Genomic DNA, 22718 nt, shown 5'->3' with positions numbered 1-22718 from the left:
CCGAGGCCGCCATCAAAAGGCCCCAGTCCACGTGCGTGCCCTCGAAGAACAGCATGACCCCGACCGTGAGCGTGAGATTATCGAGGGAATTCATGAACACGCGCCCGAACAGGTAGTCGTTCCACGACACGATCATGGAAAAAATGCCGGCGGCGATGATCCCGGGCAGCGCCGACGGCAGCACCACCTGGCCGAACACCTGCAGGCGCGAGGCACCGTCGATCAGGGCCGCTTCCTCGATTTCGATCGGGATCGAGCGCATGAACGCCCACATCAGCCACATGCAGAACGGCAACGTGACGCAGACGTAGCCGAGGATCAGGCTCCAGAGCGAATCCGTGAGCCCGATCCGCACCATCATCAGGAAAAGCGGAAAAACGAAGATGATGGACGGAATCATGTAGCCGAGCAGGCTGAAATAGGGAACGAACCGCCGCCCCCAATAGCGGAACCGGGTCAGGCTGTAGGCGGCAAGGGTCGCGACCGTGATGCTGATGAGCGTCGAGCCGAAGGTCACGATCGCGCTGTTGGCGAACCAGCGCACGAAGAACTGGGCCGGCGAGGTGCCGACCGCCGCCTGGCCTTCGGCCTGGAAATACTGCGACTTGCCGCTGAGCAGCGCGGCATAGTTCTCCAGCGTGACCGTTTGCGGCCAGAGCGTCGGCGGAACGGCGAAAATTTCCGCCTTCGGCTTGAGCGAGGTGGTGAGCGCCCAGATCAGCGGAAAGCAAACCAGGAAGGTAATCGCGGCCAGACTCGCGTAAAGCGCGAGGCGGAGGACGACCGGGCCCAGGCGATCCCGGATCATGACGATTTTTCGTCCGCGCCGAAGCCGGATACCCGCAGGTAGATGACGCTGCCGAGAAACAGCATCACCATCATCACCACCCCGGTCGCGGCGCCGACGCCGAGCCTGAGGGAGGCGATCGACTGCTCGAACGAATAGACGGCGAGATTGAAGGTCGAGGTGCCGGGCCCGCCCTTGGTCAGCAGGTAGATTTCCTCGAATTTGTTGAACGTCCAGATGGTGCGGAACACGATCACGACGATGAGGACTTCCTTCAATTGCGGCAGCGTCACGTCGAGAAAGCGGCGGATCACGCCCGCCCCGTCGACCTTGGCCGCGTCGTACAATTCGAGCGGAACCGTCTGCAACCGGGCGAGCACGCAGATGACCACGAACGGCGTGTATTTCCAGACGTTGAGCATGATGGTCGAGGCCATCGCCATGTCCGGAGTCGACAGCCAATAGATCGGTGTCTGGATCAGCCCGGCGGCCAGCAATGCGTGGTTCACCACGCCGATTTCGGGATTGAAGATCCAGCGCCAGATCAGGGCGATCACGACCGTCGGCACGATGTAGGGAAAGAGCAGCAGCCCCCGAAATATCGCCATGCCCGCCAGCGCCTGGTGGAGAAGCAGCGCGATGCCGACGCCGAACGCGGTCTGAAAGACGATCGACAATACCGTCCACACGGTCGCCTGCCAGAACGAATCCCAGAAAAGAGGGTCTTCGAAAATGAACGCGAAGTTGGCGAGACCGGCGAAGGTGGTGAGGTCGGGGCGCAGCGGATTGTAGCTGAGAAACGCCATCCGCACCGCCTCGACCACCGGATAGACCATGAACGTCGCCGCCAGGACGACGAACGGAACAACGAACAGAAGCCCGACGACCCGATCGGGCAGCACGGTGGTTTTGCGATTCATGGCTTGTCGACGCGCCGGGGAGTGATAAAAGCGGCACGGGCCGGGCGGCCTCGGGGCCGCCCGGCCCGCCGATCAGCCGATCAACCGAGCAGGCGCATGTTGTCGCGCCGGATCGCCTCCAGCTCGCGCGCGCCCCACTTGGCCGCTTCCGCGGGCGCCATGTTGTCGATCACCACTTTCTGCACGGTCTGCGCCAAGACCGAGCGGCCGTGCACGATGCCGGCAAGCGGATTGACGCCTTGCAGCAACTCGTTCGCCGAACTGCTCGAATGGGCGAGCGAATCCTTGAAGTACGTCTGCACCGTGCGCGGTTTGGCCTGGAAGATCGGGTGATTGCGCAACTCGGGCGCATCCAACACGTCCTTGTAGGTCGGCGCCACGTTGGGCACCAGCGAATGGCTGTACTTGATCAGCCAATCCTTGCTGGTCTGGTAATACACCAGCGCGGCCTTGGCTTCGTCGATGAACGGGTTGTTCCGGATGGGGATGCACCAGCCCTGGAAATCGTTCCAGTTGTGGCGCCGGCCGGTCTTGGGATGGCGGGCGTGGTTGAACGCCTCGGTCGCCTGGAACACCGCCTTGTTTTCCTCCGCCGCGCGGCCGAGCGTGCGGCCCCAGTAGAAGCTCATCGCGGTCTTGCCGGTGACGTGGGCGTCGACTACCTGGAGGAAGCTGTATTCGACCGCGCCCTTGGGCATGTAGGGCCGCAGTTCCTTGACGAAGGTCAGCGCCTCGACCGTCTGCGGGCTGTCGAACACCACCTGGAACTTGTTGGCGGCGTCGAACATCCGTCCGCCGGCAGAATGGAGCAGCGCGGAGAAGTGGTAATCGGTGCAGAGATTGCGCCCAAGCGCCATGGTGAATCCGGCCATGTCCGGCTTTTTCTGCGAAATCGTCCGCGCCGCGGCGAGCAGATCGTTCCAGTCCCAGGTGTCGGGGTCCTTGAGCCCCAACTCCTTGGCGATGTCCATGCGCACCAGCAACAGGTGCGGCTGGTGATGGGCCGGCAGCACGTATTGCTTACCCTTCCAGCTGCCCCAGTATTCCCACTTCACGCCGTCGGCGATCCGGTTGCGCCCGATCTTGTCGACCACGTCGTCGAGCGATACCAGCAATCCTTCGGCCATCAACTGCATGGCGATCGGCGATTCGACGCTGATCAGGGACGGGGGCCGTTGCGCGGCGAGATCGGTCATCAGTTTGACGTAGACGCCGTCCCACGGAATTGTCTCGATCTCGAACTTGAGGCCGGGCGCGTTCTTCTGCGCCCATTCGTTCATCGCCGCGACCGCGACGCCACCGTAGGGTCCCGGCTCGCCCCAGCAACGGACGGTGCCGGTCTTGGCGCTTTGCGCGCCGGCCGGAAACGCGCTTAGCAGGCTCGCGCCGGCCACGCCGGCCGCCGCGCCGGCAAGAAAATCACGGCGGGGAATGTTGGTCTTGTCGATGCTCATCGGTCTCCTCCCTGGAGTTGGCGGGCAAATGGTTCACCCGCTTGATCGTCGGATGTCTTGATGGTCAGCTCGTCGCTTGTCACCCTGGGCGCGGCCGTTGCAGGTAGCGCTGGGCGCGCGCGGTGGCGGTGGCTTCGTGGGCGAGCATGCCTTCCTCGGCGCACATGCGCGCCATGATCGGCGCGATCTTCTGGCTCGCGGACGCGGTCAGGCGCTGGTAGGTGACGGTCTTGAGGAATTTGCCCACCCACAGCCCGCCGGTATAGCGCGCGGCGCGGCCGGTGGGCAGCGTGTGGTTGGTGCCGACGCCCTTGTCGCCGTAGGCGACGGTGCTTTCCTCGCCGACAAACAGGCTGCCGTAGTTTTTCAGCCGGGCGAGATAATAATCGTCGCGGCGCGTCATCACCTCCAGGTGTTCGGGGGCGTAGGTATCGCTTACCGCGATCGCTTCGTCGTCGTCGGCGACGACCATCACCTCGCCCCAGCGCCGCCACGCCGCGCCCGCGATTTCCGCCGTCGGCAGGGTCACCAGCTGCCGGTCAATTTCGGCCAGCACCTCGCGTCCCAGTTTTTCCGAGGTCGTCACCAGCCACGCCGGGCTGTCCGGCCCATGTTCCGCCTGGCCGAGCAAATCGGTCGCGACCAGGGCGGGGTCGGCCGAGGAATCGGCGATCACCAGAATTTCGGTCGGGCCCGCCGGCAGATCGATGCCGACCCGGCCGAACAGCTGGCGCTTGGCCTCGGCGACGTAAGCGTTGCCTGGGCCGGTGATCATGTCCACGGCGCGCATGCCGACGCAACCGAACGCCATCGCGGCGAACGCCTGAACCCCGCCGATGGTGAAGATGTCGTCGGCGCCCGCCTCGGCGAGCGCGTAGAGGGTCGGCGCGTAGATGCCGCGGCCCTCGCGCGGCGGCGCGGCGCCGATGACCTGCGGCACGCCGGCGACCTTGGCGGTCGCCACGCTCATCAACGCGGCCGAAATCAAGGGATATTTGCCGCCCGGAATGTAGCAGCCGACGACCTCGACCGGGATGATTTTTTGCCCGAGCGAAATGCCGTCGCCGAATTTGGCCTCGAATTCATGAAGGGAATCGCGCTGACGCTTGGCGAAGTCGGTGATTTGCTTCTTGCAGTAGGCGAAGTCGTCCTTGAACGTCGCGCTCACCGCCTTGCGCGCGGCAGCGATTTCATCCGCCGACGCGCGGAACTCGTCGCGGGTCCATTTGTCGAGGTCGCGGGCATAGCGCCGAACCGCCGCGTCGCGATTCTGCTCGATGTCCTCGATCATGGCGCGGACGCGCTCGACCAACTGCCGGTCGGTCTGCGCGGAACGCGGTGCGGCCTGCTTCAGATAGCGGACCATGGACTTCCCCTCGTCCGTCCCCACCACGGAGAATCATGCTTCGGGCGCGGAACCGGCCGGGTGAGGATATTTTCCGAGGGGGGTTTGTCAAGCCCGACACCTGCCGAGGGTTTTTCTATGATAGAATGCGCCCATGCGGGCGGTGACGGCGATTATCATCTTCGCTTTGTGGAGCGGAAGCGCGGGCGCGGTCGACGACCCCGATCCTTTGCGCGCGGTGACCGAACTGGCGCCTGTTCGGACGAAAATCGAGGCGAAAGATTACAAAGGCGCGATCGCCCTGCTCGCCCCCATCCTCAAGGCCGACCCCAAGAACGCGGACGCCCACAACCTGATGGGCTACAGCCTGCGCAAGAGCGGCGATTTCGAACAATCCCTCGCGCATTACCAAAAGGCGCTCGCGATCGATCCGAAGCACAAGGGCGCGCTCGAATATCTCGGCGAGCTTTACGTCCAAACCGACCAATTGGCGAAGGCGCGCGAGGTGGCGGCGCGGCTCAAGGCGCTCTGCCCCAAGGGCTGCGAGGAATTGACCGATCTTGAAAAGGCGATCGCGGGTGCGGGGCGCGCGAAATAAAGCCTACCGCTTGACCCGGAACTGCGAGGCGTCCCGCGCGACCGCGATCGCCGCCTCGATCAGCGGGCGCGGACGGCGGGCGTTCAGCACCGTGACGTAGGCCGAAATCAGAATCGCCGCGTCGCGCACCGGCAGCGCGCGGATATCCGGGTGCGGCGCGTATTCCCGTTCCGAGACCACGCCGAGGCCCATGCCGCGCGCGACCGCCTCGCGAATCGCCTCGCGGCTGTTGATTTCGAGGATCGGCTTGACCGTGACCCCGGCCTTGGCGAGCGCGCCCTCGAACGCGCGCCGGGTCGCCGACGAGGGATCGCGGAAGATCACCGGCTCGCCTTGCAGATCGGCGATGCGGAGCGATTTCTGGCGCGCGAGCCGGTGCCCGGCCGGCATCATCACCAGCCCCGGATGGCGGTCGTAGAGCATGGAGAAGAATTCCGGCCCGCCGATGTCGTCGGCCAGCACGCCGACGTCGATCTCGAAATTGGAAAGCCGCGCCATGATCTCGGCGCGCGAGGCGACGTTGACCGCGATTTCGACCGCCGGATAACGCTCGCGGAACCGGTGCGCGAGCTCGATCACCTCGTAGGGCCCGACCGCGCCGAGGCGCAGCAGCCCGCGCTCGTTCCGGCCGACGGTGCGGAGAAAACTCGCCGCTTCCGCTTCGTGGCCGTAGAGCCCCTGGGTGATGGCGAGCAGCTTCCGCCCCGTATCCGATAGCTCGAACTTGCGCCCCTGGCGGTGGAACAATTCGACCCGGAAATGGTCCTCGAGCGCCTTGATGTGGCTTGAAATGGTCGGCTGGCCGACGTTGAGCGCGCGCGCGGCACGGGTGAAGCCACCCTGGGTGGCGACCATGTGAAACGCCTTCAGCCATTTTTCATACATGAATCAACGCTCTTTCGCGCTTATGTCTCGGTTCGATCATATATTTGTCAAATAAATGATATATGCTGAATAATCGATTTTTCAGATGATAGCCTATTCGCTACCGTTCGCCCATCAGCCTTGTGGAGGGGCCCGACATGCCGAAAAACGGCGACAAACCGATCGTTCGCGTCAACGGAACCGACTACCGCTGGCCCAAGCGGCCGCTGGTGGTGGTGTGCATCGACGGCGGCGATCCGTCGTACTTCGACCGCGGCCTCAAGGACGGGATCATCCCCAACGTCGCCCGCTTTATGGGCCAGGGCTTCAACGCGGTCGCCGACGGCACGGTGCCGAGCTTCACCTGCCCCAACAACATGTCGATCGTCACCGGCGCGCCCGCCTCGGTCCACGGCATTTCCGGCAACTTCTATCTCGACCCGGCGACCGGCGAGGCGGTGGTGATGACCGGACCCGAATTGCTGCGCGGCACCACCATCCTCGCCGAATTCGCCCGCGCCGGCGCCAAGGTGGTTTCCATCACCGCCAAGGACAAGCTTCGCCGCCAACTCGGCAAGGGGCTCGACATCTCGCGCGGCAACATCAACTTCTCCTCCGAGCAGGCCGACAAGTGCACCAAGGCCGAGCACGGCATCGACAGCGTGCTCAAGTTCGTCGGCATGCCGCTGCCCGACATGTATTCGGCCGAACTGTCCCTGTTCGTGCTGGAAGCCGGCATCCGCCTCCTGGAGCGCGAGCGCCCGGACATCATGTACCTTTCGCTCACCGACTACATCCAGCACAAGTACGCGCCGGGCGAAGGCGAAGCCAACAGGTTCTATAAGAACCTGGACGAGAAGTTCGGCCGGCTCGCGGACCTGGGCGCCGTAGTCGCGCTCACCGCCGACCACGGCATGAACGACAAATCCAAGCCCGACGGCACGCCCAACGTCATCTGGCTCCAGGACATTCTGGACGCCGAATTCGGCAAGGGCGACACGAAGGTCATCTGCCCGATCACCGATTACTTCGTCGCCCACCACGGGGCGCTCGGCGGGTTTGTGCGCGTCTATTGCCGGGGCGGCAAGGCGAAGCCCGACCAGATCATGAAGCTGGTCGAGCCGATCAAGGGGATCGAGACCGTGCTCGACAAGCGTTCCATATGCGCCCAGTACGACCTGCCGCCCGACCGCGAGGGCGATGTCGCCGTTATTTCCGACCGGGGCACCTGCGTCGGCGCAAGCAAGGCCGATCACGACTTGAAGGGTCTTGAAGGCCATCGGCTCCGCACCCACGGCGGCGTGTCGGAAGCGCGCGTGCCGTTCGTCGTCAGCGAGCCGGTCGGCGACGTCTACGCCCAGAAGGCGAAGGCGGGCGCCCTCAAGAGCCATCACATCTTCGAATACGCCCTCAACGGCGCCGCCGCCCACTGAGGGAAGAGACCACGACCGCCATGAAACCCGCCCGCGGCAAGGCCGCCGTGTACGACGCACCCAACCAGCCGTTCGTTGTGCGCGAATTTCCCTTGCGCCCGACCCGGCCGGACGAGGTGCTGGTGCGAATCCGCATGTCGACCATCTGCCGTTCCGACATCCACTCCTACGAGGGGCGGCGGCCGAACCCGTGCCCCGGTGTGCTCGGCCACGAGATCATCGGCACCATCGTCGAGCTCGGCTCCAACATCGACCGAGACATGCGCGGCGACAAACTCGCGGTCGGCGACCGCATCACCTGGAGCGAATTCTTCATTCGCGGCCCCAACTACTACACCGAGGTGCTCGACATCCCGCAGAAGTCGCCCGGCGTCGAGAAATATGGGCACATGGCGGTCAGCGACGACCCGCATTTCCACGGCGGCTTCGCCGAATACTGCTACATCCTGCCGCAATCCTGGATCCTGAAGCTGCCCGCCGACATGAGCGACGAGGAAGCGACCCCGGTCAATTGCGGCGTCGCCACCATGATTTCGGTCACCGAGGCGGCCGGGATCGGCATGGGCGAGGCGGTGGTGGTGCAGGGCCTGGGGCTCCTCGGCCTCTACGGCGCGGCCATCGCCAAGGCCCGCGGCGCGCGCCTGGTGATCGGCCTCGACACGGTCGCGGCGCGGCGCGTGCTGGCGATGAAATTCGGCGTCGACGCCGCCTTCGATCCGGGTGCGATGGGCGAGGACGACCTGGTCAAGAAGGTGCGCGCGCTCTGCCCGCCCGAGGGCCCCGACGCGGTGATCGAGGTGTGCGGTTCGCCCGAGGTGATCCCGTCCGGCCTCAAGATGGTGCGCGTCGGCGGACGCTACGTGCTGGGCGGCCTCGTCAATCCCGAGGCCTACGTCCGCATCGACGCCAACCTCATCCTCCGCAAGCTGGTCACGCTCAAGGGCGTCCACAACTACCATCCGCGCCACCTGATCGAGGCGCTCGATTTCGTCGCCGCCAACCGCACGCGGTTTCCGTTCCACGCCCTGGTCGACGCCAAGTTCCCGCTCGACCAGGTCGGCGTCGCCATCAAGCGCGCCGCCGAACGCTCCGTGCTGCGCGCGGCCATCGTCCCCTGAAGGAAACACCCCCATGAACAAAGTCGCTTTGCCTCCCAAGGAACCCGATCTCGGGTTTACCCCGCGCGGTCTTTACATCGGCGGCAAATGGGAAGCGGCCGCCGACGGCCGCACCATCAGCCACGTCAATCCCTCGACCGGGCGCAGGCTGCCGGACGTGCCGCTCGCCGGCCCGGCCGATGTCGACCGCGCGGTGGCGGCGGCGAAAAAAGCCTTCGCCCAGTGGCGCCAAACGACCATCAAGGAGCGCGCGGCGGCGCTCAAGGCGCTCGCCAAGCGCATCCGCGACAACCGCGACTATCTCGGCCTCATGGATGCGGTCGATTCCGGCAACGCCGCCAAGGGCATGCGCGGCGACATGGATTGGACCGCCGACTCGCTCGAGTACTTCGCGGGGCTCATCACCGAGGTCAAGGGCGAGACCTCCTCGCACGGGCCCAACCACCTCAACTTCACCCGCCGCCAGCCCTACGGCGTGGTCGCCAAGATCAATCCCTTCAACCACCCGTTCCGCTTCTGCGCCGAAAAGGCGGCGGCGCCGCTCGCCGCCGGCAACTGCGTGGTGATCAAGGGCTCCGAACAGTCGCCGCTCTCCAGCCTCAAGCTGGGCGAACTGTGCGAGGGCCTCTTTCCGCCCGGCGTGGTCAACGTCATCACCGGCGACGGCGCCACCGGATCGGCCATGGTCAAGCATCCGGACGTGAGCCGGGTCGGTTTCGTCGGATCGGTGCCGACCGGCCGCGCCATCGCCCGCGACGCCGCCGACGGCCTGAAGCGCGTCACCCTTGAGCTCGGCGGCAAGAATCCGATCATCATCTTCCCCGACGCCGACCCGAAGAAAGCCGCCTCGGCCGCGGTCAAGGGCATGAATCTCAACCGCCAAGGGCAATCGTGCAGTTCGACCTCGCGCGTGTTCGTGCATGAATCGTTGCATAAGCCGGTGCGCGACGAACTGGTCAAGCTCGCCGAAGCGCTGCCGGTCGGGTTTCCGTGGCTCGACGAGAACGAACTCGGGCCGATCGTGTCGGAACGCCAGTACAAGCGCGTCATGGGCTACATCGAATCCGGCAGGCAGGAAGGCGCCGAATTGCTGATCGGCGGCGGCAAGCCGAAGAACGCCGCTCTCGATAACGGCTACTTCGTCGCGCCGACCGTATTCGACAAGGTCACGCCGGCCATGAAGATCGGCCGCGAGGAGATTTTCGGCCCCGTCATGTCGATCATGCCGTGGTCGGACTTCGACGAAATGCTGTCGCAGGTCAACGGCGTCGAGTACGGTTTGACCGCGGCAATCGTGACCAACGACCTCAGCCGGGCGATGGAAACCGCCGACCGGGTCGACGTCGGTTACGTTTGGATCAATTCCAACGGGCGCTACATCGGCGCGCCCTACGGCGGCTGGAAGCAGAGCGGGCTCGGCCAGGAGGAATGCTTCGAGGAACTGCTCAGCTACACCCAGATCAAGAACGTCAACTTGCGGTGGTAAACCGCCCAAACCGTTTAAGATGATCTCTGGACGGAATCCCTCCGAACCGGGGACGCAATTTCGCAAAGGCAGGCTCTAGCAGAGGAGATGACAACATGAAGATAACGAAAACCCTGGCGTTTTCCGCCCTCGCCGCCCTGATGGCGACGAGCGCGGCGATCTCCACGGCCGAGGCCCAGCAGCGGCAGGCCCACGATCCGACCAAGACCGGCGTGCTCCGGGTCGGCTTCATCCCGGCGGAAGATTCGCGCGCCATGGTGCGCCAATCGCAAGCGATCCTCGACATCGTCGCCAAGCACACGGGCATGAAGATCGAGACCTTTGTCGGCTCCGACTACAACGCCACCATCGAGGCGTTCCGCTCGGGTCACGTCGACGTCGGTCTGCTCGGGCCGTTCTCCTACGTGTTGGCGACCACCCAGGCGCCGGTCGAGGCGTTCGCGGTCACCGTGGTCGCCCGGACCATGCAGCCGAGCTACCAGTCGATCATCATCGCCAAGAAGGATAGCGGCATCAATTCGCTCGCCGACCTCAAGGGCCGCACCTTCGCCTTCGTCGATCCGGGTTCGACCTCGGGCTCGATGGTGCCGTCGGCGGCGTTCGCCAAGGCCGGCATCGTTCCGCAGAAGGATTTCAAGCAGGTGATGTATTCGGGCGGTCACGATGCGACCATCGTTTCCGTCGGCACCGGCAAGGTCGACGCCGGCGCGGTCGCCGACCGCATCTACGAGCGCGGTTGCGCCAAGGGCCTCGCCGATTGCAATACCCTGAAAGTGGTGTGGACGTCGGCGGCGATCCCGAACGATCCGTTGCTTTATCGCAAGTCGCTGCCGGACGACCTCAAGAAAAAGATCCGCGACGCGTTCGCCGAAGTGAAGAATCTGCCGTTCGGCGAGATGGGCACGGTGGCGCGCTTCGACCCCGCGACCGACAAGGACTACGACTCGATCCGCGAGATCGCGAGCGTCCTCAAGCTCGACCTGACCAAGATGAAGTGATCGGAGGGCGCGACGGACGGGCGCGGCGACGCGCCCGTCCGCCGTTCGCTTTTTTCAGGGCGCGGATTCGGGCGGAATATCGTGACCACGGGAATGTCGGTTTCGGCCAATAGCCAGGCGGGCGGCGGCCAAGCGCGCGCGGTCGAGCGCGTGCTGGCCGAAATCGCGGCACGCAAGCGCTGGCGGTTGCCGCATATGATCGGGGTCGCGGCCGCCGTCGGATTCCTCGCTTGGGCCGCCGACGGAGTCGACCTGCGCCCGCGCGAGGTGTTCAGCGCGGTCCCGGTCATCGGCGAATACTTCGCGCGCATGTGGCCGCCCAAATGGCAATTCGCCGAGAACGTGTGGCAGCCCGCGCTCGAAACCATCTACATCGCGGTCTGGGGCAGCGTCCTGTCGGCGGTGATCGGCCTGCCGCTCGGCATTCTCGCCGCCGGCAACGTGGTGCGCTCGGCCGTCGTGCGCAACGCGACCAAGGCCGTGCTCAACCTCTTGCGCAGCATTTCCGAACTGATCTGGGCGATCTTCTTCGTCGCCGCGGTCGGCTTGGGGCCGTTTCCCGGCGCGCTCGCGCTCGCCGTCAATTACGGCGGGATTTTGGGCCGGCTCTATGCCGAGGCGATGGAGAACGTCGATCCCGGCCCGATCGAGGCGTTGCGCGCGACCGGCGCGAGCCGCCTGCAGGTTATTCTGTTCGCCATCCTGCCCCAGGCGCTGCCGCAGTTCGTCACCTACAACCTCTATTGGTTCGAAGTCGGCGTGCGCTCGGCGACCGTGCTCGGCATGGTCGGTGCCGGCGGCATCGGCTTCGAGCTGGTGACCGCGATCCGCCTGTTCGAATGGCGCGAAGTTGGACTTATCCTGCTCATCATCCTCGGCATGGTCACGGTCATCGACATGGCCTCGACCTACATCCGAAGCCGCATTTATTGAACACGGGAACCGGACCATGACCACCGTCGCCATCCAGACCGCCACCCGGCCCAAGACCGGCAAGACCGAATTGTCGATCCAGGGTCTTTCCAAGACCTACAAAGGCGGAATCAAGGCCCTCGATAACGTTAGCATCGACGTGAGCGAGGGCGAATTCTTGGTCATCCTCGGTCCGAGCGGCGCCGGCAAATCGACCTTGATGCGTTGCGTCAACCGCCTGGTCGAGCCTACCGAAGGCAAAGTGATCCACGAAGGCAAAGAGATCACCGGCCCCAACAAGAACCTGCGCGAAATCCGTCACCGCTTCGGCATGGTGTTCCAGCAGTTCAACCTCGTGAAGCGGCTTTCGGTGCTGACTAACGTGCTGACCGGGCGGCTTGCCTACCGCAGCACATGGCGAAGTCTTTTTTACAACTTCTCCCAGGACGACAAGCGCATCGCCATCGAATGCCTGGCCCGGGTCAACATGGACCACAAGGCGTTCCAGCGCGCCGACACCCTTTCCGGCGGCGAGCAGCAGCGCGTCGCCATCGCCCGCGCGCTGGCGCAGCAGCCGCAGGTGATCCTGGCCGATGAGCCGGTCGCCAGCCTGGACCCCAAGATCGCGCGCCAGGTGCTCGGCTACCTGAAGCAGGTGACGCACGAATTGGGCATCACGGTGCTCTGCAACCTACACCAGGTCGATTACGCGCGCGAATTCGCCGAGCGCATCGTCGGCATGAACCGGGGCGCGGTGGTGTTCCGCGGCTCGGCCGCCGAGCTGACCGACGAGGCGATCCACCGCATCTATTATCGCGAGCGGTCGGCCGGAAACGACAATGGCGGTAGCGACGATGTCTGACGCCACCACCTTCGAACGCGCCGTCGCTGCCGGGCTCGCGGGCGAGGCGCGCCAACGCCGCCGGCGCGCGGGAACCGCCGTCATCTGGGCGATCCCGTGCGTCGCCGTCCTCTGGTTCACCGGCCACCAGATCGGCATGAACCCGGGCGCGATCGTCCGGGGCCTGCCCTACATGTGGGATTTCCTCACCCGCATGTTTCCGCCCGAACTCAGCTACGCCCAACTGCTGATCGACGCCACCATCGAGACCATCCAGATCGCAGCCTGGGGCACCCTGATCGCCATCCTGTTGTCGATCCCGCTCGCCATTCTGGGTGCCGGCAATACCACGCCGCACCCGGTGGTGTTTCACGCGACGCGCATCTTCCTCAACGCACTTCGCGCCATCAACGAATTGGTGTTCGCGCTGATCTTCGTCAGCGCCGTCGGCCTAGGCCCCTTCGCCGGGGTGCTGGCGATCGCGCTGCATGCCACCGGCATGCTCGCCAAATTCTGCGCCGAGGAAGTGGAGGGCGTCGACAAAGGCCAGGTCGAGGCGTTGCAGGCAACCGGCGCGACCAAGATGCAGATCATTCTGTTCGCCATCATTCCCCAGGTGATCCCCGCGTTTATTTCCTACGCCATCTACCGGCTCGACGTCAGCATCCGCTCGGCCACCGTGCTCGGGCTGGTGGGCGCGGGCGGCCTCGGCTTTTCGTTGATCCAGACCATGAAGCTGTTCAAGTACCATCAGACCGCGACCTGCATCCTGGTCATCTTCGTCTTGGTGTTCGTGTCCGATTGGATCTGCGAAAAATTGCGCGCGCGGGTGATTTAAGACTTTTCAACCGGACGGCGGCTTCGGCTATACTCCCCGCGCCATGATCAGGGGTGCCCAGATATGATCCGCGTTTCGCGTTTCGCCGCCGCGTTCGTCGTGGTGTTCGCGCTTGCCGCCTGCGGGCCGGGCAACAAGGAAAAAGCTGCCGCCCACGTCAAGGCCGGGACTGAGCTTGCCGCCCAAGGCAAGCACGAGGAAGCGATAACCGAATTCAAGAAAGCGGCCGACATAAACCGCGATTCGCTGGATGCGCGCATGGGACTTGGCGATTCCTACCGCGCGCTCAAGAAATACGACGACGCCTTCGCCGCCTACGACGCGGCCAAGAAGATCGATCGTACCTCGCCTCGGCCGCACCTCGCCGCCGCCTACGCCCGCCTGGAACGGGACGAGATCGACAAGGCGATCGCCGAGGCCGACCAGGCGACCGAGGTCGATCCCGGCAACCTCGAAGGTATGATCCTGCAAGGCCGCGTGTCGATGATGCCGCGCAAGCTGCCCGACGGATCGACCGGCGTGCCGCCGGTGAGCCTCGACCGCGCCAAGCTCAACCTCGAAGCTGCGGCGCAAAAGGCGCCCGACAGCGTCGAGGCCCACTACTGGCTGGCCAAGCTCTATGAAACCCTCAAGATGCCGGAGCGGGCGCTGGCCGCCTGGACCAAGGCCGGCGAACTCGCCGCCGGCAAGCCCGCGCACGCCAAGATGGCGCCCGAGATCGCGGAAGCGATCTCGCGATTGAAGCGCTAGCCGCCGAGGAAGATGCGCCTGAGCTCCGGGCCGTCGAGCAGTTCGCGCGACGGCCCCGCCGCCGCGAGCCGCCCGCTTTCCAAGATATAGCCGCGCGCGGCGATCGAAAGGGCGAGCCGCGCGTTCTGCTCGATGAACAGGATGGCGATGCCCTCGCGGGCGATGGCGGCGAAGATGGCGCGCATCTGCCCGATCACCTGGGGCGCCAAGCCGAGGAACGGCTCGTCGACCATCAGAAGGCGCGGCCCCGACATCAGGCCCCGGCCGACGGCGAGCATCTGCTGTTCGCCGCCCGACAGCGTGCGCGCGATCTGGTCCTCGCGTTCGGCCAAACGCGGGAACAGCCGGTAGACCCGATCGAGGGCGGCGGCGCGCGACGCCTTGGCCGCCGGATGCCAGGCGCCGAGGCGCAAATTCTGCGCCACGGTGAGATGCGGAAACACCCGGCGGCGCTCCAACACATGGGCGATGCCGAGGCCGGCACGATGGTGGGTCGGACGTTCGACCAGGCTCGTGCCGTCGAAACGGATGTGCCCCGCCTTCGCCTTGACCAAGCCGCTGATCGCGTTGACCACGGTGCTCTTGCCCGAGCCGTTGGGGCCGAGCAGCGCCACGCATTCGCCGGCGGCGACCGTAAGCGAAACGTCCCAGATCACCTGGTAATCGCCGTAGGCGACGTCGAGGTTCTCGACCTCAAGCAGCATGGTCGGCGTTTCCCAGATAGGCGTCGACCACCTCGGGATCGCGGCGCACCTCGTCGGGCGTGCCGAAGGCGATGCGACGCCCGGCGTAGAGGGCGAGAATGCGATCGGCGATCTTCATCATCACTGCCATGTTGTGCTCGATGGTGACGACGGCAAGCCCGCGCGCCTTGAGCGACAGCACCAACTCGACCAGACCGGGAATGGTGCGCTGGTCGACGCCGCCGGTAACCTCGTCCATCAGCATCAGGCGCGGCCCGGTGGCGATGGCGCGGGCGAGTTCGAGCCGCTTGCGCTGGCCGGTCGAAAGTTCGCGCGCAAAATGGTTGCGCTTTTCGAGAAGATCGACGAAGGCGAGCGCTTCGAGTGCTTGGTCGCGGGCTTCCTTCATCCGATGGGTGCGGGCGAGAGCGCCGACCATGACGTTTTCGGTGACGGTCAGGTCGGCGAAGGGTTTGAGCTTCTGGAACGTGCGCCCGACCCCGAGCGCGCAAATCCGGTCGGGGCGCATGGCGGTGATGTCGCGCCCGGCGAAGCGGACCTCGCCCGCGTCGGGCCTGAGAAAACCGGTGATCAGGTCGAACAGCGTCGATTTGCCGGCGCCGTTGGGGCCGATGATGCCGACGATCTCGCCTTCCTTGGCGTCGAACGTGATCTCGGAATTGGCGGTGAGGCCGCCGAAACTCTTGGTTACGCTGCTGACCTGCAGCAGGGATGTCATGGCCGCCCGCCCGACCGGCGCCGCAAGCGTTCGTCGAGCAGGCTCAAGAGCCCGCGCGGACGATACATGCAGATCAAGAGGATCAAAATGCCGTAGACGATTAGATCGACCGTGCGCCCGGTGCCGCCGAACCAGATGCGGCTGTATTCGGAAAGCGGCACCAAAATCGCCGCGCCGAGCGCCGGCCCCCACAGGGTGCCGGAGCCGCCCAGTACCGTCATCAGCAGCACGATGATGGAAATGTCGAGCGAGAACAGCCGCTCGGGATCGAGCACCAGGACGTATTGGGCGTAAAAGGTTCCCGCCGCCGACATCATCGCCGCCGACAGCATGAAGGCGAGGACCTTGTGGCCGGAAACGGCGACGCCAAGGCTGGCGGCCGCGTCGGGTTCGTCGCGCACGGCCTGCAGTCGGAAGCCGAAGCGCGAGCGGCGCAGCGCCCACACCAGGCCGTAGCCGAGGGCAACCAGCGCGAGCGTCAGAAAGTAATAAGGCGTCTTGGGCCCGTGGAACTGGAAAGAGAGCCACGGCGACGTACGCTCGATCGGGATATAGAGGCCGGACGCCGCCCCCACCCATTCCCAGCGCGAAAAGACGATTTGCACGCCGGCGCCGATCAACAAGGTCGCGATCGCGAAGTAGTGGCCCTTGAGCCGAAGCGTCGGCACGCCGATCGCCGCGGCCGCGAGCGCGGACAAGACCATGCCGACGACGAGCCCGATCCACGGCGAAATGCCGTACTTGGCGAACAGCACGCTCGACGCGTAAGCGCCCATGCCGAAGAAGATGGAATGGCCGAGGCTGATCTGCCCGGAAAGACCCGCCATCACGTTCCACGACTGCGCCATCAACGCGTAGAGGAACACCATGATCATGAGATGGAGCGAGAACGGCGACGGGAACAGCCATGGGTAGACAAGCAGGAACGCTCCCGCGCCGAAGCCAAGCACCATCAGCGACCGCGGCGGCCGGGGCCACAGCGCTTCGCCCCGCGCGGATTCGAGCAACAGGACGCGATCGCCGGCCATGGCTCAGAACCTTCCGAACAGGCCCATGGGCCGGACCAGGACCACGGCAAGATAAAGCGCGTAGACGATGACGTTCTTGTAGGACGGACTGATCAACAGGCCGCCCAGGGATTCGATCAGGCCGATCATCACCCCGGCGACCAGACTGCCCAGGATGCTGCCGAAGCCCCCGAGCGCAACCGCGACGAACGCAAGCAGCGCGAAGTTCACGCCGACGTCGGGGAAAATATAGAAGAAGGTCGAGAGCATCGAACCCGCGACCGCGACGCACGCGAGACCGATCGCCCAACCGAGCGCCGACATGCGGTCGGTCGGGATGCCGACGATGGCGGCGGCTTGGCGGTCCTGGCTGGTCGCCTGGAGCGCGAGGCCGGTTTCGGTGCGGGTCACGAACAGCCACAGCGCCACGAACGCGGCCAAGCAGACGAAGCCCGCGATCAGTTGCGGCTGGCCGATGAAGATCGGACCGACCTGCACGCGCCCGGCGATCCAGGGATCGCCGACGACGCGGAAGTCGGGTGTCCACAGGTACTGGGCGCCGGCGCGGAGAGCGACCGCGAGTCCGAATGTCGCGCAAATCTGCGCCAGCATCGGCGCGTCCAGCACGCGGCGGATGATCCCGTAATGGGTGGCGAGCCCGAGGCCCGCCAGCAGCGCCGCCACCAGCGGCAGCGATAACAACGGATCGAGCCCGCCCAGCGCCCACAGCCAAAAAGACGCGAACATAGCGAGCATCAGGAATTCGCCGTGGGCGAAGTTGACGATTTCCATCAGCCCGAAGATCAGGCTCAACCCCACCGCGACCAGGGCGTAAATCAACCCCATCAGGAGCCCGCTCACGACCGCTTGTAGTATCAGCTCGCCCGTCACCCCAAATACCCCCTGGCGCCCATTATTATGCGGTTTCGGCACCTAATGCGCCCTGGAATCTACCGACTGGTTCCGTTAGAAAAAAGAACGAAATTCCAACGAAATGGCCCTTGAACCGGGAGGCTCGTCAATCGCCATGAAAACCAGAATGCTTGCGAGCGCATTCGCGCTCACCCTGATCGCGCCCACCTTTATTACATCGGCCGTCAACGCCCAGCAGGAAGTGAAGATCGGCGTTCTCATGCCGTTGTCCGGTCCCGTCGCCCAAGTCGGCATTGACGGCGTCGCCGCCATGCGCGCCGCCGTCGAGATCGTCAACGAGGGCGCGGACCTGCCGCTGCCGCTCGCGAAAAGCAAGGGCCTGCCCGGGCTCAAGGGCGCAAAAGTCCGCCTCATCGTCGCCGATCACCAGGGCAAGCCCGAGGTCGGCCAGGGCGAAACCGAACGCCTGATCAACCAGGAAAAAGTCCACGTCATGTTCGGCGCGTACTTTTCCAGCGTTACCGCGGCTTCCAGCCAGGTGGCCGAGCGCGCCGGCATTCCCTACGTCAACGGGTCCTCGTCGCAACCGGCGCTGACCCAGCGCGGGCTCAAGTGGTTCTTCCGCACTTCGCCCAACGACGAGCATTTCACCCACGTCATGTTCGACTTCATGAAGGACTTCACCAAGAAGACCGGCAAGAAGATCGAAACCGTCGCCATCGTCCACGAGGATACCGCCTTCGGCACCGACAGCGCCCGCGTCCAGGAAAAGTTGGCGAAGGACAACAACATCAAGGTGGTGGAAAAGATCGCCTACAAGGCGCAAACCACGTCGCTGACCGCGGAAATCCAGCGCCTCAAGGCCGCCAACGCCGACGTGCTGCTGCCGTCGTCCTACACCTCGGATACGTTCCTGATGCTGCGCACGGCCAAAGAACTCGACTACAACCCGAAACTGCTGGTGGCGCAGAACGCCGGGTTCACCGACCCGACCTTCATCTCGACCATGGGCAAGGACGCGGAAGGCGCGATCACCCGCTCGCCCTACAACGCGGACCTCGAAAAGCGCATCCCCATGATCTCGAAGGTCAATGCGATCTTCAAGAAGCACTCCAACGGACGGGATCTCTCCGACGTGCCGGCGCGCGAGTTCACCGCCATGATGACGCTCTTGGACGCGATCAACCGCGCCGGTTCGACCGAGCCGGAGAAGATCCGGGTCGCGCTGACTCAGACCGACATCCCGGCCGATCAGTTGATCGTGCCCTATCGCGGCGTCAAGTTCGGGGCCAATGGCCAGAACGAGCTGGTCCGCCCGATCCTGATGCAGGTGCAGAACGGCAAGTATTGCACCATCTATCCGTTCGAGCTGGCGGCATGCGAGATGAAGTATCCGGCGCCGACCTGGGCGGAAAAAGGCAAGATGTGAATCGCGGGACGACGCGATCATGGCCACGTTCGAACCGGCGGGGTTCCCCCGCCGGTTCTTTTTTTGGGAGGAGTCCCCAACATGCTCCGATCGATCTTTCTCGCGGCGGCGATCCTGTCGGCGGTCTCCACCATCTTCGCCTCCGTCGCCTTGGCCGACGACGCCCAAGCGCGGCGCGAGTTGCTGCCGACCGGCGCGCTTCGGGTCGGGGTCGGCGTCGGGCCGGCCAAAACCGCCTTCTGGTCGGTGAAAGACCCGGCGGGCGGACGGCCGAGCGGGGTCGCGGTCGATCTCGGCGCCCAGCTCGCGGCCAGGCTCGGCGCGCCGGTCGTCCACGTCGCCTACCCCAATTCCGGCGAATTGACGGAAGCGAGCGGCAAGGATGAATGGGATGTCGCGTTCCTGCCGGTCGATGCCGAGCGGATCAAGAAGGTCGATTTCGGCCCGAACTATTACTTGTTCGTCAGCACCTACCTGGTGGCGCCGGGATCGACTATCCGTACTCTCGCCGACGTTGACCGGCCGGGCGTGCGCGTCGTCGGTGTCGAAAACACCACCACCATCCGCAGCGCCCGGCGGACGCTCAAGAACGCAGGGGTGACCGGCGTCGGCTCGGGCGACGCGCTGTTCGAGCTTTTGCGCGACGGCCGCGCCGACGCGGTCGCCATGGGCCGGGAGGGACTCGAAACGCTCGCCCAGCGGCTTCCCGGCGCGCGCGTGCTGGAGGAGCACTTCCACGCCACCGGCGTCGCGCCCGCCGTACCCCGGCAAAAATCGGCGGCCCTCGCTTACGTTTCCCGTTTCATCGAGGAGGCCAAGGCCGACGGTACCGTGCGGCGCATCCTCGACGTCCACGGCATCAAGGGCTCGGTCGCGCCGCCCGCGGCGCGATGATTCGGCCGAGCCGTGGCGAACGGACGTGACGGCGGCGGGTTGTCTCCGTAATATCGCCCGCATGCTGTTCGCGGACATCGTTGCGGCGATCGCGCGGGCCGGGTTCGCGTTTCGCGGCGCGTTTCACCCCGGCGACGGCGACGGTGTACCCGAGTTCGCCCCCGGAATCGCCACCGCCACCCTGGTTCTGGTCGGCAACGCCGGCCCGGACATGTGGCGCAACTTCAGCCGGGAACGCGACCCGGACAAGGATCTGCTCGACGACTGGTCGTGCGACCGCATCGGCGCGCTGGCGGACGAGATCGGCGCCCGCGCCCTGTTTCCCTTCGCCAAGCCGCCGCTGCCTTTTCAGCGCTGGGCCGGACGGGCCGGGGAATGCCATCCGTCGCCCCTCGGCATATTCATTCATCCCGATTACGGGCTGTGGCACGCCTATCGCGGCGCGCTCGGTTTCGCCGCGCGGCTGATCCTGCCCGAGCCGGCCCCGCGCCCCAGCCCGTGCGCGACGTGCGCCGACAAGCCGTGCCTCTCCGCCTGCCCCGTCGGCGCTTTCGACGGCAAGACCTATGACGTTCCCGCGTGCGCGCGCCACATCGCGTCACCGGCCGGGCAGGACTGCATGGAACGGGGTTGCCGGGCGCGCCACGCATGTCCGATCGGCCGCGCCTATGCCTACGACCCCGCCCAGGCCCGCTTTCATATGCGGGCCTTTCTCCGCGCCCGCCGCGCGAGCGGAGTCGTCTGATCCGGCCTCGTTTGCGCGAAATCCGGCGGGCTGTTGTCCCAAGACCGAGTCTTTCCCTCAACTAATATCCACAGAAAATATGTGGCGACAGATATATCAGTTGTATGTTAGACTTAGTATACGATTGCCACCCCGGGGAGAGAGGAAGCGCCGCCCATGAGCATCCAGGAAATCCGCCAAGCCGTGATGGACTACGACGAGGACGAGGTCGCCCGTCTGGTGCGGGCCGAGGTCGATGCCGGCACCAACGTCAAAACCGTCCTCGATCAAGGCCTGATCTCGGCGCTCGACGAAATCGGCGCCAAGTTCGCCGCCGGGACGATCTTCGTGCCCGAGATGCTGATGGCCGCCGAGGGGGTCAAGGCCGGGCTCGACATTCTTCGCCCGCTCCTGACCAACACCGGGGCCAAGCCGGTCGGAACCATCGTGATCGGCACGGTCAAGGGCGATCTCCACGATATCGGCAAGAACCTGGTCGGCATGATGTTCGAGGGCGCGGGATTCAAGCTCATCGACCTCGGCATCGACGTCGATCCCGAGGCGTTTATTTCCGCCGCCCAGGAAAACGAGGCCGACATCATCGCCATGTCGGGCCTGCTCACCACCTCGATGCCGGAGATGGCGAAGGCCGTCAGCGCCGTGCGCGAGGCGGTCAAGAACCGCAACATCCGGGTCAAGGTGATGGTCGGCGGTCCGCCGGTGAACCAGGAATTCGCCGACAAGATCGGCGCCGATGCCTACGGCCAGGACGCGCCGGCGGCGGTCGAAAAAGCCCGGGCGATCATGGCCGCCGCGGTGGCGGCCTGAACCGACCGGAACGGCGCAAGGGAGCAATGCCATGACCTGGACCCATCGCGAACGGATTCTCGCCGCGTTGAACCACGAGGAGCCCGATCGGGTGCCGATCGATCTCGGCGGCGCGGAGTTCACCACCATCACGCTCGCCGGCTACGAGCGCCTCAAGAAATACCTCAAGGTCGACGAGCCGACCGACGTCATGTCGATCATCCATTCCGCGGCCCATCCCGCCGAGTCCATCCTCGAGCGGTTCGGCGTCGATACGCGCAACGTGCAGCCCGGCCCCTATCAGGGCGGTCCCGACCATTGGATCGACAACAACACCTATATCGACATCTTCAACGTCCTGTGGAAGCGAACGGAAAAAGACGTCGACCAGCATTTTCTGCATCAGGACGGGCCGTTCCACGGCGGCAAGCTGACGGTCGAGCGGGTCGAGGCGTATCCGTGGCCCGACGGCAAGAATCCCGGCCTGGTCAAGGGCGTCAAGGAACGGGTCCAGCAGATCAAGGCGCGCGGCGATCATGCGGTTTGTCTTTATCTTCCGGGCGGAGTCATTCACCGCGGCTACGCCATGCGCGGCTTCGAGAGCTATCTCAAGGACGTCTACAAGAACCCCGAGGCGCTGCAGCGTCTCATCGACAAGCTGTGCGACTTCTGGTGCGATACGGCGCGCAACATGATCGAAGCGGCCGGGCCGGAGAATATCGACATTTTCTATTTCGGCGAAGACCTCGGCACCCAGGACAGCTGCATGTACGATCCCAACACGATCTACGTGAAGTTCTTCAAGCCGAGCCACCGCCGCATGGTCGAGACGGTCAAGAGCCTGACCAACAATAGAGCCAAGGTCTGCTTCCATTCGTGCGGTTCGGTCTATCACTTCATTCCGCATTTCATCGAGATTGGCATCGACGCCCTCAATCCGGTGCAGGTGACCGCCGCCAAGATGGAACCGGAGCGCTTGAAAGGCGAGTTCGGCGATAAGATGGCCTTCTGGGGCGGGATCAACACCCAGCGCATCCTGCCCTTCGGCACGGCCAAGGAGGTGGCGGACGAAACCCGCCGCATTATCGGCATTCTCGGCAAGGGCGGCGGCTACGTGCTCAACGCCGTTCACAATATCCAGGCCGAGGTTCCGCCCGAGAACATCGTCGCCATGTATGAAACGGGCGTCGCACACCGCTACCATTAGGACGAGCCCAC

The 22718-nt window shown here is 65.0% G+C and carries 23 protein-coding genes; 14 read left to right on the top strand and 9 right to left on the bottom strand.

Features of this window, described 5'->3' with window-relative positions:
* The 4 genes from FJ311_06720 to hisD all read right to left on the bottom strand — a co-directional run.
* Nucleotides 1-808: carbohydrate ABC transporter permease (locus tag FJ311_06720; protein ID MBM3951131.1), on the bottom strand; the 808-nt coding region annotated here is incomplete at its 3' end.
* Nucleotides 805-1707 carry a sugar ABC transporter permease gene (locus tag FJ311_06715; protein ID MBM3951130.1) on the bottom strand — a complete coding sequence of 301 codons (903 nt, stop codon included), beginning with the start codon at nucleotides 1705-1707 and terminating at the stop codon, nucleotides 805-807. The genes FJ311_06715 and FJ311_06720, both read right to left, overlap by 4 nt.
* An 80-nt stretch (nucleotides 1708-1787) precedes the next feature.
* On the bottom strand, nucleotides 1788-3161 hold the full coding sequence (locus FJ311_06710) for an extracellular solute-binding protein (protein ID MBM3951129.1): 1374 nt from the start codon (nucleotides 3159-3161) through the stop codon (nucleotides 1788-1790).
* Between the two features lie 79 nt (nucleotides 3162-3240).
* Entirely contained in the window at nucleotides 3241-4527 is a 1287-nt protein-coding gene (gene hisD / locus FJ311_06705) for a histidinol dehydrogenase (protein MBM3951128.1), read from the bottom strand.
* A 133-nt stretch (nucleotides 4528-4660) separates the two neighbouring features.
* Between hisD and FJ311_06700 the strand changes: the two genes are divergently transcribed.
* Complete coding sequence (locus FJ311_06700; protein ID MBM3951127.1) at nucleotides 4661-5104, top strand: tetratricopeptide repeat protein; 444 nt, start codon at nucleotides 4661-4663, stop codon at nucleotides 5102-5104.
* A gap of 3 nt (nucleotides 5105-5107) precedes the next feature.
* Here the strand turns inward: FJ311_06700 and FJ311_06695 are convergent, their stop codons facing one another.
* Nucleotides 5108-5989, bottom strand: coding sequence for a LysR family transcriptional regulator (locus tag FJ311_06695; GenBank protein MBM3951126.1), 882 nt, complete (start codon nucleotides 5987-5989; stop codon nucleotides 5108-5110).
* A 137-nt stretch (nucleotides 5990-6126) separates the two neighbouring features.
* On the opposite strand from FJ311_06695, the gene phnA reads away from it, so the two are divergent.
* The 8 genes from phnA (at nucleotide 6127) to FJ311_06655 (ending at nucleotide 14344) form a co-directional block, all read left to right on the top strand.
* Nucleotides 6127-7401: a phosphonoacetate hydrolase gene (gene phnA / locus FJ311_06690; protein ID MBM3951125.1), complete on the top strand. Its 1275-nt coding sequence runs from the start codon at nucleotides 6127-6129 to the stop codon at nucleotides 7399-7401.
* A 20-nt stretch (nucleotides 7402-7421) separates the two neighbouring features.
* The gene (locus FJ311_06685; protein MBM3951124.1) at nucleotides 7422-8519 is read left to right on the top strand and encodes a zinc-binding dehydrogenase; all 1098 of its coding nucleotides are present in this window, start codon (nucleotides 7422-7424) and stop codon (nucleotides 8517-8519) included.
* Nucleotides 8520-8532: 13 nt separating this feature from the next.
* Nucleotides 8533-10005, top strand: a complete 1473-nt coding sequence (locus FJ311_06680; GenBank protein ID MBM3951123.1) for an aldehyde dehydrogenase family protein — start codon at nucleotides 8533-8535, stop codon at nucleotides 10003-10005.
* Between the two features lie 95 nt (nucleotides 10006-10100).
* Complete coding sequence (locus FJ311_06675) at nucleotides 10101-11003, top strand: phosphate/phosphite/phosphonate ABC transporter substrate-binding protein (protein MBM3951122.1); 903 nt, start codon at nucleotides 10101-10103, stop codon at nucleotides 11001-11003.
* Nucleotides 11004-11084: 81 nt separating this feature from the next.
* Nucleotides 11085-11936 carry a phosphonate ABC transporter, permease protein PhnE gene (gene phnE, locus FJ311_06670; protein ID MBM3951121.1) on the top strand — a complete coding sequence of 284 codons (852 nt, stop codon included), beginning with the start codon at nucleotides 11085-11087 and terminating at the stop codon, nucleotides 11934-11936.
* Nucleotides 11937-11952: 16 nt separating this feature from the next.
* Nucleotides 11953-12777, top strand: a complete 825-nt coding sequence (gene phnC / locus FJ311_06665; GenBank protein ID MBM3951120.1) for a phosphonate ABC transporter ATP-binding protein — start codon at nucleotides 11953-11955, stop codon at nucleotides 12775-12777.
* Nucleotides 12770-13594 (top strand): phosphonate ABC transporter, permease protein PhnE, encoded by an 825-nt coding sequence (phnE, locus tag FJ311_06660; protein MBM3951119.1) that lies wholly within the window; start codon nucleotides 12770-12772, stop codon nucleotides 13592-13594. Before phnC ends, phnE (FJ311_06660) begins: the two co-directional genes overlap by 8 nt.
* A 63-nt stretch (nucleotides 13595-13657) precedes the next feature.
* Nucleotides 13658-14344: a tetratricopeptide repeat protein gene (locus tag FJ311_06655; protein MBM3951118.1), complete on the top strand. Its 687-nt coding sequence runs from the start codon at nucleotides 13658-13660 to the stop codon at nucleotides 14342-14344.
* Here FJ311_06655 and FJ311_06650 read toward each other — a convergent pair.
* From FJ311_06650 to FJ311_06635, 4 genes are read right to left on the bottom strand one after another with little or no spacing between them, the layout of a single operon-like run.
* Nucleotides 14341-15048 carry an ABC transporter ATP-binding protein gene (locus FJ311_06650; protein ID MBM3951117.1) on the bottom strand — a complete coding sequence of 236 codons (708 nt, stop codon included), beginning with the start codon at nucleotides 15046-15048 and terminating at the stop codon, nucleotides 14341-14343. The genes FJ311_06655 and FJ311_06650 overlap by 4 nt on opposite strands.
* The gene (locus tag FJ311_06645; GenBank protein MBM3951116.1) at nucleotides 15038-15766 is read right to left on the bottom strand and encodes an ABC transporter ATP-binding protein; all 729 of its coding nucleotides are present in this window, start codon (nucleotides 15764-15766) and stop codon (nucleotides 15038-15040) included. Before FJ311_06645 ends, FJ311_06650 begins: the two co-directional genes overlap by 11 nt.
* Nucleotides 15763-16794 carry a branched-chain amino acid ABC transporter permease gene (locus FJ311_06640; GenBank protein MBM3951115.1) on the bottom strand — a complete coding sequence of 344 codons (1032 nt, stop codon included), beginning with the start codon at nucleotides 16792-16794 and terminating at the stop codon, nucleotides 15763-15765. The genes FJ311_06645 and FJ311_06640 overlap by 4 nt, the downstream gene beginning before the upstream one ends.
* A gap of 3 nt (nucleotides 16795-16797) precedes the next feature.
* Complete coding sequence (locus FJ311_06635; protein MBM3951114.1) at nucleotides 16798-17664, bottom strand: branched-chain amino acid ABC transporter permease; 867 nt, start codon at nucleotides 17662-17664, stop codon at nucleotides 16798-16800.
* Between the two features lie 136 nt (nucleotides 17665-17800).
* Here FJ311_06635 and FJ311_06630 point away from each other — a divergent pair, with 136 nt between their 5' ends.
* The 5 genes from FJ311_06630 to FJ311_06610 all read left to right on the top strand — a co-directional run bounded on the left by FJ311_06630 (nucleotide 17801) and on the right by FJ311_06610 (nucleotide 22707).
* Complete coding sequence (locus FJ311_06630; protein MBM3951113.1) at nucleotides 17801-19075, top strand: Leu/Ile/Val-binding protein; 1275 nt, start codon at nucleotides 17801-17803, stop codon at nucleotides 19073-19075.
* Between the two features lie 81 nt (nucleotides 19076-19156).
* Entirely contained in the window at nucleotides 19157-19969 is an 813-nt protein-coding gene (locus FJ311_06625; GenBank protein ID MBM3951112.1) for a transporter substrate-binding domain-containing protein, read from the top strand.
* Between the two features lie 61 nt (nucleotides 19970-20030).
* Complete coding sequence (locus tag FJ311_06620) at nucleotides 20031-20714, top strand: 4Fe-4S dicluster domain-containing protein (protein MBM3951111.1); 684 nt, start codon at nucleotides 20031-20033, stop codon at nucleotides 20712-20714.
* A 156-nt stretch (nucleotides 20715-20870) separates the two neighbouring features.
* Nucleotides 20871-21521 (top strand): cobalamin-binding protein, encoded by a 651-nt coding sequence (locus tag FJ311_06615; protein ID MBM3951110.1) that lies wholly within the window; start codon nucleotides 20871-20873, stop codon nucleotides 21519-21521.
* Nucleotides 21448-22707 carry a hypothetical protein gene (locus tag FJ311_06610; protein MBM3951109.1) on the top strand — a complete coding sequence of 420 codons (1260 nt, stop codon included), beginning with the start codon at nucleotides 21448-21450 and terminating at the stop codon, nucleotides 22705-22707. The genes FJ311_06615 and FJ311_06610 overlap by 74 nt, the downstream gene beginning before the upstream one ends.
* Nucleotides 22708-22718 lie beyond the last annotated feature (11 nt).

Source organism: Rhodospirillales bacterium (assembly GCA_016872535.1).
Taxonomy (GTDB): Bacteria; Pseudomonadota; Alphaproteobacteria; order Rhodospirillales; family 2-12-FULL-67-15; genus 2-12-FULL-67-15.
This window is presented reverse-complemented; position numbering and strand designations above follow the sequence as displayed.